Source organism: Micromonospora peucetia, from assembly GCF_900091625.1.
Lineage (GTDB): Bacteria > Actinomycetota > Actinomycetes > Mycobacteriales > Micromonosporaceae > Micromonospora > Micromonospora peucetia.
Genome location: NZ_FMIC01000002.1, coordinates 1,725,309 through 1,738,407, shown reverse-complemented (window position 1 = coordinate 1,738,407; position 13,099 = coordinate 1,725,309). Strand labels below are relative to the sequence as shown.

Here is a 13,099-nt window from a genome sequence, read left to right as displayed (position 1 = left end):
GGCTCACCATCGTCATTGTCCGTGGCTCACTTGCTCAGCACGCCGCCCACCAGGCCGCCCACCGTGTCGTTGGCCAGCAGCACGACCAGCACACCGATCGCCACCAGCAGACCCAGCGAGGCGGCCAGTACGACCACCACCTTGGTCGTGCTGGACCGCTCCTCGGTGGGGGTCTCCGTCCAGCCCTGCGCCAGGATGTGCCCGGTCAACGAGCCGGAGTTCTCCACCGGGTTGTCCGGGAGCGAGACCGTGCTGAAGCCTGGTCCCTCGGTGCCGGCGCCGTAGAGCGTGCCGAGGTCGGGCCCGCCGTCGTAGCGGCCCGCAGGGGTGCCCCCGGCCCGCCCGACGCGCGCGGACGGGCCCCCGACGGAACCCGCGCCGTCGGGGCGGTCGGTCAGCCGGTGCGTCTCCAGGGGCGCGGTGGTCGGCCCGGCTCCGCCGGGCCGACGGTCGACCGGGTTGGTCGGTGGCGGCCAGCCGGGCAGTGCGGGGGCGGGCACGACCACCGCCGCGGAGGCCGGTGGTGCGGAGAACGAGGGCGCGGAGGCCGGTGGTGCGGAGGCCGGTGGTGCGGAGAACGAGGGCGCGGAGAACGAGGGCGCGGAGAACGGCGGTGCGCTTGCGACAGGTCCCGGTCCCGGTGCCGGCGCGGCGCCTGCACCGGCCGTGAGGGGCGGTGGCGGGAACGGCGGTGCCGGCGGCGGCCCGGGCGGTGGCGGCGGGGCGGGCACCGGCGGCCCCGGTGGCGGCGCGGGCGGACCCGGCACGGGCGGTACCGGCGCCGGCGGCCGGGGCCCCGGACGTGGGGGCCCCGGACGTGGGGGCACCGGGCCGGGTGGGTAGGGACCGGGAACCGGCGGTGCCGGGGTCGGGACCGGAGGGGCCGGTGACGGCGGGTTCGGGCCCGGCACCGGCGGCGTGGGGGCCGGCGCAGGCTCGGGCTCCGGGACCGGTGGGGTCGGCGGCTGGGCCGGCTGTGGCGGCTGTGCGGGCTCTGGGGGCTCCGGGTCGACCGGTGCCGCCCGGTAGATCCTGGCTTCGCCCGTCCGGGAGCGGACGGCGCCGGCCTCGTCGGCCGACATCCGCCTCATTCCGGGTACGGCGGCGCTGGCCCGCGCCCCCGCCGTGCCCCGCTGCCCGGGGACCGGAGCGGCGGCTGGAGCGGCTGGAGCGGCTGCCCGGTAGGTGGTGCCGGCGCTCGGGGCGGCAGGCGGTGCCGCGTCGCCCTCACCGGGGGTGGCGGCGGTGGCCACGGACACCCGGCCCCGGGCGGGCGCGGCGGGCTGTCGGCGTACGTCGTCGGCGGGTGGCTCGGGCGACGACCCTGACGCCGCCGCGGAGCCGGCCCCCGACGTGTCGGATGCGGTCGCCGTCGGGCTGCCGAAGGGCGTCGGAGGGTGCGGTGCCTCGGCACGGCTCCGGTCGGGCGTGGATCCGTGGTCGACCGGCTCTGCCGGAACCTCTTGCTCGGCCATGCTCGCCCTCCGCGCACGCTCGCGCCCGGATCCGCGACATCGGACCGGGCGTGCCTGACTGTCACCGTGCCACATTCCGGCCCGGCGGCACAGCCGGAGTGCGTTCCGCGGGTGGTGTCGATCCGACGCGGTCGGCGGGCCCCGCCGGTGGCCTTTGGTCAGCTACCGGTGCTCGCCGAGGCGGTGGCCGAGGTGCTGCCCACCGGATCGGAGCTGCTCGCCGCCGTGGTCGGCGCCACACTGCCGGTCGTGGCGGTCGGGGACGAGGTGGTCGACCTGCTCGGCGACGAGGTGGTCGACCTGCTCGGCGACGGCGAGGCCGACGTCGACGCGTCGGGCGTGGCCGTGGGCGAGGCGGAGCCGGTGGGCGTGGCCGACGGCGAGGTCGAGGTCGACGGGCTCGGCGACGGCGAGGTGGGCTTCGGGGTCGGCGACGGCGACGGCGAAGTGGGCTTCGGGGTCGGACTCGGGCTGGCCGGTGGCGTCGGCGTCGGCGTCGGCTTGGGCGGTTTGGTCGGCGTCGGCGTCGGCGAGGGCGTGCTGGCCGGCGCGGGGACCGCCCCGATGACGCGGGTGGCGGCATAGAGGCGCGACCAGCGCACCGTGGAGATCTTGACCACGTCGCCGGTGGTCGGCGAGTGGATCATCTTGCCGCCGCCGACGTACATGCCCATGTGGTGGATCGTCGTCCAACTGGTGCCGGAGGCGAAGAAGACCAGGTCTCCGGGGAGCAGCGCCGTCCGGGAGACGGTGCGGGACCGGGTGGCGTAGTACTGGTCGCGGGAGACCCGGGGCAGCCCGTAGTAGCCCGCCGACCGGTAGGCGGCGTAGATGAGGCCGGAGCAGTCGAACCGGTCCGGCCCCTCGGCGGCCCACAGGTAGGGGTCGCCGAGCTGCGCCCTGGCGTACGCGAGGGCCTTCAGGGCCGTCGGGTGGGCGGCCAGGCCGTTGGCGGTCTCGTCGCCGAGGTAGCCGGCGCCGAGGCGCTGTTCGGCGGCCTCCTGCTGGCGCTCGATCTCGACGAGCTGCGCGGCGTTGTCCCGCCGCAGCTTGTCGAGTGCCTTCTCGGCCCCGCGCAGGGCCGTGTCGCCGGCGGTGTATTCCGCCCTGACTCCCGCGAGGCGGGACTCGGCCGAGATCATCGCCTGGCCGGCCGCCTGCTCGCCGGTGCGGGTCCGGGACAGCTCGCCCTGGGCGGCGGTGGTGCCACCCTCGGCCTTCTCCCCACGGATGATCCGGGAGAACCGGCTCAGCTCGTGCAGGTCGTTGGCGAACTCGCCCGGCGGGAGGGCAGCGGCGGCCTTGAACGCGCCGGCGGCGGCGGCGTCGGCGCCCTCCTGGGCGCGGGCCAGCGCGTCCCGCGCGTTGGCGAGGTCGCGTTCGGCGGTGGCCCGCTGGGCCTCGGCGTCGGTGCGCCTCTGCCGGAGCAGGAGCAGTTGGTCGCGGAGCTGCCCGACCTGGGCCTCGGCGGCGTAGATCTGGGCGGCGAGCGGGCCGGTGCCGATGTTGCCGGTCGGCAGCCCGGGGACGGTGCCCGGCAGCCCGGGAACCGAGCCCGGCAGCCCGGGGACCGGCGTGCCACCCGGGAGCTGGAGTTGGCCGGTGTAGGCCGGCCGGGACCCGGTGTCGGGGACGCTGGTGGGCAGCGACGGATCGGCCTGGACCGGGTTGGCGAGGACCGTGGCGGCGATGGCGCCGAGCAGGGCGGACCAGAGCGCCGGGCGCAGGACCGGCGAGATCACCGGGCTCCGTCGTCGTCGCTGCCGTCGCCCGCGCTCGCTGTCGACCATTCCGCTCCCCGTCCGGCGTGATTCGTCGCGCCGGGTGGGCGCGGCCGTGGGGACGCTACCAGCGTGTGGTGAACGTCCCACCCTGTCTTACCGCACCCAGGCAACGATGTCGATGCGTGGGCAGGTAACGGGAGCCTGAGAGTTCGGTGAGCCGACGCACGGGGGCCGACCGTGCTGTGACGGCGTCTGCGGGCCGACGTACCCTCGATTCCTACCGCAGGTGGAAGGGACGTGGCTTTCATGGACGCCGGACTCAAGCGTGAGCTCGAAGCGAAGGTGTACGCCGGCGAGCGGCTGACCCGCGAGGACGGGATCGCCCTCTACGACAGCGACGACCTCACGTGGCTGGGTCGGTTGGCGCACCACCGGCGTACCGAACTCAACGGCGACCGGGTGATGTTCAACGTCAACCGGCACCTGAACCTGACCAACGTCTGCTCCGCCTCGTGCGCATACTGCTCGTTCCAGCGTAAGCCGGGCGAGAAGGACGCCTACACGATGCGCATCGACGAGGCGGTCCGCAAGGCCAAGGAGATGGAGGACGAGCAGCTCACCGAGCTGCACATCGTCAACGGCCTGCACCCGACCCTGCCCTGGCGCTACTACCCGAAGGTCCTGCGCGAGCTGAAGGCGGCGCTGCCGAACGTCAAGCTCAAGTGCTTCACCGCGACCGAGGTGCAGTGGTTCGAGAAGATCAGCGGGCTGAGCGCCGACGAGATCCTCGACGAGCTGATGGACGCCGGCCTGGAGTCGCTGACCGGCGGCGGCGCGGAGATCTTCGACTGGGAGGTCCGCCAGCACATCGTCGACCACGCCTGCCACTGGGAGGACTGGTCCCGGATCCACGCCCTGGCGCACAGCAAGGGCATGAAGACCCCGGCGACGATGCTCTACGGCCACATCGAGGAGCCCCGGCACCGGGTCGACCACGTGCTGCGGCTGCGTGAACTGCAGGACGAGACCGGTGGCTTCGCGGTCTTCATCCCGCTGCGCTACCAGCACGACTTCGTGGACTCGGCGGACGGCAAGATCCGTAACCGGATCCAGGCCCGCACCACGATGGCCTCGCCGGCCGAGTCGCTGAAGACCTTCGCCGTCTCCCGGCTGCTCTTCGACAACGTCCCGCACGTGAAGAACTTCTGGGTGATGCACGGGCTCTCGGTGGCCCAGCTCTCGCTCAACTTCGGCGTGGACGACCTGGACGGCTCGGTGGTCGAATACAAGATCACCCACGATGCCGACTCGTACGGCACCCCGAACACGATGCACCGGGACGACCTGCTGCACCTGATCTGGGACGCCGGCTTCCGCCCCGTCGAGCGGAACACCCGCTACGAGGTGGTCCGCGAGTACGACGCCGCCCCGTCCCTGGCCGAGCGCCGCGCCGAGCCGCAGCAGGTCTGGGCCTGAGCCGGCACGTACCCTCCAAGACCATGACCGAGCAGCGGAGCGGGTTCCCCCGGCGGGACGCCGAAGGGCGCGTCCTCACCCTGGGCGACCTGCTCGGGGTGAGCCTGGCCGGCCTGGTCATCGGCGTGCTGGCGGTGGTGCTGTTCGACTGGACGTTCGCGCTGATCGGCAGCGGCGACTTCGGGCACGCCAACGGCTGGCTGGCGATCATCCTGCCGGCCTGGCTGTTCTGGGACGACTTCCGCGCCTGGGAGTTCGGCGCGGCCCGGGTGGTGGCGGCGCTGGCCGCCGCCGCGGTGGGGGTGGTCGCCGGGCTGGTGGTGGCCGGCCTCGCCGCCGGACTCCCGCCGCTGCTCTCCGGCGGGCTGGGGGCGGCGACCTTCACCCTCGGGTACGCGGTGGTCTGGTTCCACGGCGTCCACTGGCTGGCCCGCCGGACGGGCTGAACCTGCCGCCGGATGCCCCGGCGGCGGAGAACGGAGTGCGGAACGTGAGCGCGGCGGTCAAGTACACGCTGGGCCGGATCGGGCTGTTCGTCGCCGTGGTGGCGGCCCTCTGGCTGGTCGAGATGAACATCTTCCTCAAGCTGATGCTGGCGCTGGCCTTCTCGGCGGCCCTCTCCTTCTTCCTGCTGAAGGGCTGGCGGGACGAGATGGCCGAGGAGATGGCCGTCGCCGCCGAGCGCCGCCGGGCCGAGAAGGAGCGGCTCCGCTCCGCCCTCGCCGGCGAGGACCAGGACCCGGAGACGCCCGGGCCCTCCAACTAGCGCTTGACGCTGACAGGCCCTGAACAGGGGCGTCCGGCGGCCAGGCCGTCAGATTGCCAGATGCCACATCAGCAGCACGCCGGGGATGAGCCCGGACAGCGACAGTGCGAGCACGGCGAGCACGAGGCAACCGGAACTTTTAGGGTGGTAGGTCTGCCCGGTATTTATGTCGCGCCTCGAATCGGAGTTTGGAAGTCGAATAGTTTTCCCGGCGTTTACGTCATTTCCCGCCTCCCGGCCCCAGCAGTACATGCATTCGCCCGCGTAGTCCCTTGAGCGGCCACACTTCGAGCAGCTCGCCACATTCGCCTCCCTCGATGAGGCTGCGATTCTAGTCCACTGACGACATTGCGGGTGTCCTAGCGAACCTCCGCATGTGCCTCGCTGTTGATCCCATGGGGCCGGGACGCGGAACGTGTCGAACCATCCCGTGTCGAGTGACGGTACTCAATGACTGTGTCGGCGCCGGGGTGGTGTCACCAGGTGTAGCCGTTCCCGCGCCCCTTGAGCCGGGAACGGCCGAGGGGCCCGGTCGCCGGGCTGAGCCGGGCGACGCGGACCCCTCGATCGGGTCGGTGTCAGGTCACCAGTTGGTGGAGCCGGAGACCTTCGGCCACGGCTTCAACGTGGGCTTGATCAGGTAGGCCACGCCGCCGGAGCCGCCGGACACCCCGCCGCTGGCGTTGGTCCGCTTGGTCCGCAGCCAGATCTGCTCGAACTGCTCACGCTTGTAGACGTTGCGCACCGACTCGTTGTTCAACGAGGCCGGGTCGTTGACGATCACGTCCCCGTCGGCGGTGAAGCCGACCACCACGAACAGGTGCCCCGCGGTGCCGTAGCCCGCTCCGTCCAGCTCGCTGGCGAGGAAGGACTGGCTGGTCACCACCGGGATCCCGGCGGCGATGAAGCGCTCCACCTCGTCCAGCGAGTGCAGCCGGGTGACCCGCGCCTCCAGGCCGGGGAAGCTGGCCGCGTACGCGGTGTTGAACGGCCAGTTGCCGGCGCCGTCGTACTGGTAGTCGTAGACCATCCGGGCGGCGTGGTTGACCGTCGGGTCCGGGTAGGTCGGGTCGACCCAGGAGGTGTCCTCCTCGGACGCCTTCCGGCCCCAGTACTCGATCACCATCGTGGTGGAGGTGGGGGAGCACCAGGCCTGGCCGCCGCCGTCGTACTCGGGGTAGTGGCCGGCGTGGACGTTCTGCGAGTAGCGGGGGACCCGGAGTTCCCGGCCCCAGGCGATGCGGCCGGCACTCGGCTCGACGGTGAACCGGTCCGGCACGTTGGAGCTCATCGCGCCCACCGTGTGCACGACCGGCGCGGCGCGCTGGCCCGGGGTCCGGTAGAGGGTCAGCCGCAGCTGGTAGTCCCGCAGCAGCACGCCGACGGAGGCGTCGTCGATGCTGAACGTGTCGGTCCAGATGGTCGACCAGGGGTCGCCCTGCCGGTTGACGCTGGTGCGCTTGATGTCGGCGTCACCGGAGGCCCACCGACCCATCACGTACCACTTGGTCTGGACGCCGGTGTTGTACGTGCCCTGCATCTCCACCTGGATCCAGGTGCCGGCCGGGGTGTTCGCGTTCCACGAGGCGATCAGCTCGGTGGCGTCGAACCCGATCCGGGTGACCGGGGAGGTCCAGGTCGCGTACTCCCAGCTCTTGGTGATGCCGGTGTGCGGGTCGGTGTAGTCGGTGGTGCCGAGCGGCCTGGCCAGCGTCACACCCGGCCGGAGGCCGGGGACGGCCCGCGTGCCGGCGTGGGTGCCGCGACGCCAGTCGGGGTAGCGGGACCAGTCCTGGAAGGTGATCTGTTCGTCGTGGACCACCGGTCGTTTGGTCGACGGGGCTGCGACGGGTGCGGCGGCGACGGCGGGGGCCGCGGTGCCGAGAAGGGTGAGTGCGGTGGCGGCCGCGAGGGCGGCCGTGCGCAGGCGTGTTTGGGCCATGGGTCCTCCGCAGGGACGGACGGATCGTTGCGGGTCAGTGTCCCGCTCGGAGGGAACTTTCGCCAGAGGTCGACAGTTGGAAAATCCTTGCCGATGTGAGGATCAGGATGGCATGCAACTAGGCAGCGATGAATGTTGATATGACCATGTGACGGGTGGTGGAGTGTCCTCCACCGAGCGGGATCTTCTCCCGCCCTCCGAGGAGGTTGTCCATGGCCTTCCGCAAGCCCGCCTTCCGCCGTCGCCTGGCGCTCGCCGTCGCCACCGGGCTCGGCCTGCTCACGGTGGCCGCCGCGCCGGCCACCGCCCGGCCGGCCCCGGACCACACCGCCGAATCAGCGGCGGCGTCCTACCGGGTGCTCGGCCCGCGTACGGTCGCCGACCGCACCGCCGTCGCCGGCACCGGCGCCGCCATCGACTTCGTCGAGCACGGCGTGCTGAACGTCTCGGCCACCCCGGCCGAGGCGGCGGCGATCACCCGGCTCGGCTTCCGGCTGGAGGCGGCGGCCCCTGCCCCGTCGGCCGACGGCCACGACCACGCCGAGGGAGACGTCGGCACGGCCGCCTTCCCGCCGGCCGACTCCAACTACCACGACTACGCCGAGCTGACCGCCGCGGTGAACAAGGTGGTCGCCGACCACCCGACGCTCGCCCGGAAGATCAGCATCGGTTCCTCGTACGAGGGCCGGGACCTGATGGCGGTGAAGATCTCCGACAACGTCGCCACCGACGAGAACGAACCGGAGATCCTGTTCAACTCGCAGCAGCACGCCCGCGAGCACCTGACCGTCGAGATGGCGATCTACCTGCTCAATCTCTTCACCGACAGCTACGGCACGGACTCCCGGGTCACCAACATCGTGAACACCCGGGAGATCTGGATCGTGCCCACGGTCAACCCGGACGGCAGCGAGTACGACATCGCCACCGGCTCCTACCGCTCCTGGCGTAAGAACCGGCAGCCGAACAGCGGCTCGACGGCCGTCGGCACCGACCTGAACCGCAACTGGTCCTACCAGTGGGGCTGCTGCGGCGGCTCGTCCGGCTCCACCTCGTCGGACACCTACCGGGGCCCGTCGGCGTTCTCCGCTCCGGAGACCGCGGCGCTGCGGAACTTCGTCAACAGCCGGGTGGTCGGCGGCACCCAGCAGATCAAGGCCAACATCGACTTCCACACCTACTCGCAGCTGGTGCTCTGGCCGTTCGGCTACACGTACAACAACACCGCCCCGGGAATGACGACGGACCAGTACAACACCTTCGCCACCCTGGGCCAGCAGATGGCGAACACCAACGGCTACACCCCGCAGCAGTCCAGCGACCTCTACATCACCGACGGGGACAGCATCGACTGGATGTGGGGCCAGCACGGCATCTGGGCGTACACCTTCGAGATGTATCCCGGATCGGCCGGTGGCGGCGGCTTCTACCCGCCCGACGAGGTGATCCCCGCCCAGACCTCGCGCAACCGGGAGGCGGTCCTGCTGTTCAGCGAGTACGCCGACTGCCCGTACCGGGCCATCGGCAAGCAGGCGGAGTACTGCGGCGGTGGCGGCGGCACCACGGTCTGGTCGGACACCTTCGAGACGGCCACCGGCTGGACCATCAACCCGAACGGCACCGACACCGCGACGGCCGGGGCGTGGGAGCGGGGCGCCGCCCAGGCCACCACCTCCAGCGGGGCGAAGCAACTCGTCCCGTACGCCGGTGCCAACGACCTGGTCACCGGGAGGCTGGCCGGTACGGCGGCGGGTGACCACGACGTTGACGGCGGCGTGACCAGCGCCCGGTCGCCGGCGGTGACCCTGCCGTCGAGCGGCACGCTGACCCTCTCGCTGGCCTGGTACCTGGCCCACGGCTCGAACGCCTCGTCGGCCGACTACCTCCGGGTGAGCGTGGTGCATGACGGCGGCACCACGGCCCTGTTCACCCAGTCCGGCGCGGCCAGCAACCGCAACGGCGCCTGGGCGGTCGCCAACGCCAACCTCACCCCGTACGCCGGCCAGTCGGTGCGGATCCTGGTCGAGTCGGCGGACGCCTCGGGCGCGAGCCTGGTCGAGGCGGCTGTGGACAACGTCACCATCACCAGTTCCTGACCTGGTGGGGCCCCGATCCACCCCCGGCGGGGCCCCACCACCTCCAGCAGACGTCGATCCAGGGCGCGTCGCTGCCGTTGGCAATCAACGTGCGCCGATGCGCCCTGGATCGTCGAGGCACGTCTGGGGCGTGCGCTACGGTTCTATCGACCACGCGCAGCGAAGCCGGTGAGAAACCGGTGCTGTCCCGCAACTGTGATGCCCCACCACCCCGGCCGAACGCCGGGGCGTGGCGGGGCGAGCCAGGTCGCCTGCGTCCGTGGTCGCGACACGCGCTCTCGAGGAAGGGCGCCTCGCGGACGGGCGCCCCCGCTCCCTGTCGGCGAAGCACCACGCTCCTCGACCGACAGGAGGACCCATGCTCAGACGTACCCCCCGGCTCTTCGCCGCGACCCTCGCGGTGGCCGCGCTCGCCCTCGGCGCGTGCGCCGAGAAGAGCTCCGACAACACCCCCGCCGCCGGTGCCAGCTCGGCGGGCGCCGCCTTCCCGGCCACCGTCGGCTCGCTCACGCTGGAGAAGCGGCCCGAGAAGATCGTCTCGCTCTCTCCGACGGCCACCGAGATGCTCTTCGCCATCGGCGCGGGCAAGCAGGTGACCGCCGTCGACGACCAGTCGAACTTCCCGGCCGACGTGCCGAAGAGCGACCTGTCCGGCTTCACCCCGAACGCCGAGGCGATCGCCGGCAAGAGCCCCGACCTGGTGGTGCTCTCGGACGACCGCAACAAGATCGTCGAGCAGTTGACCACGCTGAAGATCCCGGTCTACCTCACCCCGGCGGCGACCACGCTCGACGACTCGTACCGGCAGATCACCGAGCTGGGCACCCTCACCGGTCACGCAGGCGAGGCCGCCGACGTGACCAAGCGGATGAAGGACGACATCGCCAAGCTGGTCTCCGACCTGCCGAAGCGGGCCGAGAAGCTGACCTACTTCCACGAGCTGGGCCCGGAGCTCTACACCGCCACCAGCAAGACCTTCATCGGCTCCCTCTACGGCCTGGTCGGCCTGGAGAACATCGCCGACGCGTCCGACGCCGACGGGAAGCAGGGCGGCTACCCGCAGCTCTCCCAGGAGGTCATCGTCAAGGCCGACCCGGACTTCGTCTTCCTCGCCGACTCGAAGTGCTGCCAGCAGAGCGCGGAGACGGTCAAGGCGCGCGGCGGCTGGGCCGCCGTCACCGCCGTCAAGAACAACCAGATCGTCGCCCTCGACGACGACGTCGCCTCCCGCTGGGGCCCCCGCGTCGTGGACCTGCTCCGCGTGATCGTCGACGCCACCGCCAAGGTCCCCGCGTGATCCGCACCCGTCGATGACCAAGCCGCTCGCCAAGGCGCCACCCACCCGGCTGGCCGGGACGCTCCCCGCGTCCCGGCCCGCCGGGCTGCGGCCCCGCTGGCTCGTCGCCGGCATCGCCGCGGTGCTGGTCGCCCTGGTCGCCGGGGTGTCCCTCGGCCCGGTCAGCCTGCCGCCAGGCAGCGTCGCGGCCGAGCTGCTCAACCTCATTCCCGGGGTACGCATCGACAGCGGGCTGACCGAGCGCGAGATCGCCATCGTCACCGAGCTGCGGCTGCCCCGGGTGGTGCTCGGCCTGCTGGTCGGCGGGCTGCTCGCCCTGGCCGGCGGCTGCTACCAGGGTGTGTTCCGCAACCCGCTGGCCGACCCGTACCTGCTCGGCGTGGCGGCCGGGGCCGGGCTCGCGGTCACGGCGGTGATCACCATCGGCGCCGGGGCGGGCGGGGCGCTGACCGGGCTGCCGCTCACCATTCCGCTGGCCGCGTTCGTCGGCTCGATCGGCGCGGTGGCGATGACGTACCTGCTCGGCGTCTCCGGCGGGCGCGGACGCTCCACGGCCACGCTGATCCTCGCCGGGGTGGCCGTCTCCGCGTTCCTCTCGGCCGGGCAGACCTACCTGCTGCAACGCAACTCCGACAGCATCCAGCAGGTCTACTCCTGGCTGCTCGGGCGGCTCGCCACCGCCGGCTGGCACGACGTGCGACTCGTGCTCCCGTACTTCCTCGTCACCGCCGTGGTGGTGCTGCTGCACCGGCGGGAACTCGACGTGCTCTCCGTCGGCGACGACGAGGCCGCGAGCCTCGGGCTGCACCCGCAGCGGTCCCGGTACCTGCTGATCGCCGCCGCCTCGCTCGGCACCGCCGCCGCCGTCTCCGCGTCCGGCCTGATCGGCTTCGTCGGGATCATCGTGCCGCACACCGTCCGGCTGCTCGCCGGGTCGAGCTACCGGGTGATCCTGCCGCTCTCGCTGCTCTTTGGCGGCGCCTTCCTGGCCCTGACCGACGTGGTGGCCCGCACCGTCGCCGCCCCGTCCGAGATCCCGATCGGGGTGGTCACCGCGCTGCTCGGCGGGCCGTTCTTCGTGCTGGTGCTGCGTACCTCCCGCCGGATGCTCGGGTGAGCGCGCGGCGCGTACCGGCCTCGCGGTCGGTGGACGGCGGGGCCGTCGGGTCGGCTTCGCGAGCCCCGGGCGGAGGCGACGGGGTGGCCGTGCCCGCCGTGCCCGCCGTCGAGGTCCGCGACCTGCACGTCCGCCTGGATGGCAAACCGATCCTGGCCGGCGTCGACCTGACCGTGGCCCCGGGCGAATGGGTCACCGTGATCGGTCCGAACGGCGCCGGGAAGTCGACGCTGCTGCGCGTCGTCGGCGGCCTGCTACCCGCGCCGGGCGCCGTCTCCCTCTTCGGTACGCCGAGCGAGGCGCTGCGCCGCCGCGACCGGGCCCGGGTGGTCGCCACGGTGGCCCAGTCCCCGGTCGTGCCGGCCGGCATGTCGGTGCTCGACTACGTGCTGCTGGGCCGCACCCCCTACATCCCGTCGCTGGGCCGGGAGTCCGCCGCCGACCTGACGGCCGCGTACGACGTGCTCGACGGGCTGGACCTGGCCGGGTTCCACGACCGGGAACTGACCACCCTGTCCGGTGGCGAGCGGCAGCGGGTCTTCCTGGCCCGCGCGCTGGCCCAGGGCGCGACCCTGCTGCTGCTCGACGAGCCGATCAGTGCCCTGGACATCGGCCACCAGCAGGAGGTGCTGGAGCTGGTCGACCGGCTGCGCCGAGAGCACGGCCTGACCGTGCTCGCCACCATGCACGACCTCTCCATAGCGGGCGAGTACGCCGACCGCATGGTGCTGCTCGCCGGCGGCCGGGTGGTGGCTGCCGGCACCCCCCACGAGGTGCTCACCGAGCAACTCCTGGCCACCTGGTACCGCGCCACCGTTCGAGTCATCCCAGGCGACCACGGCCCCCTGATAGTTCCCATCCGCCCCCACCCCCGCCCCTGACCACCCGCGCGCCCTACTCGCCCCTCGCGCACCCCCTCGCCCCGCGCGCCCCTCGCGCCCCTCCTCGCGCCCCTCCTCGCGCCCCTCGCGCGCCTCCCTGCCCCTCGCGGCCCTCGCGGCCCTCGCGGCCCCGACGCCCCGCGATCTTGCACTTTGCGCCCCGGCAAAACCGGGCAAAGCGTGCAATCCGAGGGCGCAAAGTGCAAGATCGCCGCGAGCCGAGCCGAGCCGAGCCGAGCGCCGTGCACGGGCGGGCAGGGCTGTGCCGGGTAGGGCTGTGCCGGGCAGGGCGGGCAGGGCGGGCCGGGCAGGGCCGGGCTGAGTG

10 protein-coding genes and 1 riboswitch are annotated in these 13,099 nt (G+C 72.6%); of the genes, 7 read left to right on the top strand and 3 right to left on the bottom strand.

The genetic code is table 11. From position 1 onward, the window contains the following. Positions 1 to 26: 26 nt before the first annotated feature. Positions 27 to 500, bottom strand: a complete 474-nt coding sequence (locus GA0070608_RS33345) for a hypothetical protein (protein ID WP_245715735.1) — start codon at positions 498 to 500, stop codon at positions 27 to 29. A gap of 1,133 nt (positions 501 to 1,633) precedes the next feature. Then, entirely contained in the window at positions 1,634 to 3,265 is a 1,632-nt protein-coding gene (locus GA0070608_RS08105; RefSeq protein WP_091624356.1) for a C40 family peptidase, read from the bottom strand. A 240-nt stretch (positions 3,266 to 3,505) separates the two neighbouring features. Between GA0070608_RS08105 and mqnE the strand changes: the two genes are divergently transcribed. The 3 genes from mqnE to GA0070608_RS08090 are packed head-to-tail and all read left to right on the top strand — an operon-like array spanning position 3,506 to position 5,441. Continuing rightward, a complete protein-coding gene (gene mqnE, locus GA0070608_RS08100; protein WP_091624353.1) occupies positions 3,506 to 4,675 on the top strand; it encodes an aminofutalosine synthase MqnE in 1,170 nt (389 codons plus the stop codon). 23 nt (positions 4,676 to 4,698) lie between these two features. Beyond that, positions 4,699 to 5,121 carry a hypothetical protein gene (locus GA0070608_RS08095; RefSeq protein WP_091624350.1) on the top strand — a complete coding sequence of 141 codons (423 nt, stop codon included), beginning with the start codon at positions 4,699 to 4,701 and terminating at the stop codon, positions 5,119 to 5,121. A 44-nt stretch (positions 5,122 to 5,165) separates the two neighbouring features. Next, positions 5,166 to 5,441, top strand: a complete 276-nt coding sequence (locus GA0070608_RS08090) for a DUF4229 domain-containing protein (protein WP_091634603.1) — start codon at positions 5,166 to 5,168, stop codon at positions 5,439 to 5,441. A gap of 583 nt (positions 5,442 to 6,024) precedes the next feature. On the opposite strand, the gene GA0070608_RS08085 is transcribed toward GA0070608_RS08090, so the two are convergent. Continuing rightward, positions 6,025 to 7,383: a C39 family peptidase gene (locus GA0070608_RS08085; RefSeq protein ID WP_091624346.1), complete on the bottom strand. Its 1,359-nt coding sequence runs from the start codon at positions 7,381 to 7,383 to the stop codon at positions 6,025 to 6,027. A gap of 212 nt (positions 7,384 to 7,595) precedes the next feature. Between GA0070608_RS08085 and GA0070608_RS08080 the strand changes: the two genes are divergently transcribed. From GA0070608_RS08080 to GA0070608_RS08065, 4 genes are all read left to right on the top strand, one after another. Continuing rightward, a complete protein-coding gene (locus GA0070608_RS08080) occupies positions 7,596 to 9,479 on the top strand; it encodes a M14 family metallopeptidase (protein ID WP_091624342.1) in 1,884 nt (627 codons plus the stop codon). Between the two features lie 164 nt (positions 9,480 to 9,643). Further along, positions 9,644 to 9,726: riboswitch (cobalamin riboswitch) on the top strand. Between the two features lie 111 nt (positions 9,727 to 9,837). Further along, the gene (locus GA0070608_RS08075) at positions 9,838 to 10,776 is read left to right on the top strand and encodes an ABC transporter substrate-binding protein (RefSeq protein WP_091624337.1); all 939 of its coding nucleotides are present in this window, start codon (positions 9,838 to 9,840) and stop codon (positions 10,774 to 10,776) included. 13 nt (positions 10,777 to 10,789) lie between these two features. Beyond that, positions 10,790 to 11,893 carry a FecCD family ABC transporter permease gene (locus GA0070608_RS08070; RefSeq protein WP_091624333.1) on the top strand — a complete coding sequence of 368 codons (1,104 nt, stop codon included), beginning with the start codon at positions 10,790 to 10,792 and terminating at the stop codon, positions 11,891 to 11,893. 89 nt (positions 11,894 to 11,982) lie between these two features. Then, positions 11,983 to 12,774: an ABC transporter ATP-binding protein gene (locus tag GA0070608_RS08065; RefSeq protein ID WP_091634600.1), complete on the top strand. Its 792-nt coding sequence runs from the start codon at positions 11,983 to 11,985 to the stop codon at positions 12,772 to 12,774. Positions 12,775 to 13,099: the final 325 nt, after the last annotated feature.

Coding starts and splice junctions, on each gene's coding strand:
- GA0070608_RS08105 (WP_091624356.1), bottom strand. CDS start 3,265: ATGGTCGACAGCGAGCGCGGGCGACGGCAGCGACGACGACGGAGCCCG.
- mqnE (WP_091624353.1), top strand. CDS start 3,506: ATGGACGCCGGACTCAAGCGTGAGCTCGAAGCGAAGGTGTACGCCGGC.
- GA0070608_RS08095 (WP_091624350.1), top strand. CDS start 4,699: ATGACCGAGCAGCGGAGCGGGTTCCCCCGGCGGGACGCCGAAGGGCGC.
- GA0070608_RS08085 (WP_091624346.1), bottom strand. CDS start 7,383: ATGGCCCAAACACGCCTGCGCACGGCCGCCCTCGCGGCCGCCACCGCA.
- GA0070608_RS08080 (WP_091624342.1), top strand. CDS start 7,596: ATGGCCTTCCGCAAGCCCGCCTTCCGCCGTCGCCTGGCGCTCGCCGTC.
- GA0070608_RS08075 (WP_091624337.1), top strand. CDS start 9,838: ATGCTCAGACGTACCCCCCGGCTCTTCGCCGCGACCCTCGCGGTGGCC.
- GA0070608_RS08070 (WP_091624333.1), top strand. CDS start 10,790: ATGACCAAGCCGCTCGCCAAGGCGCCACCCACCCGGCTGGCCGGGACG.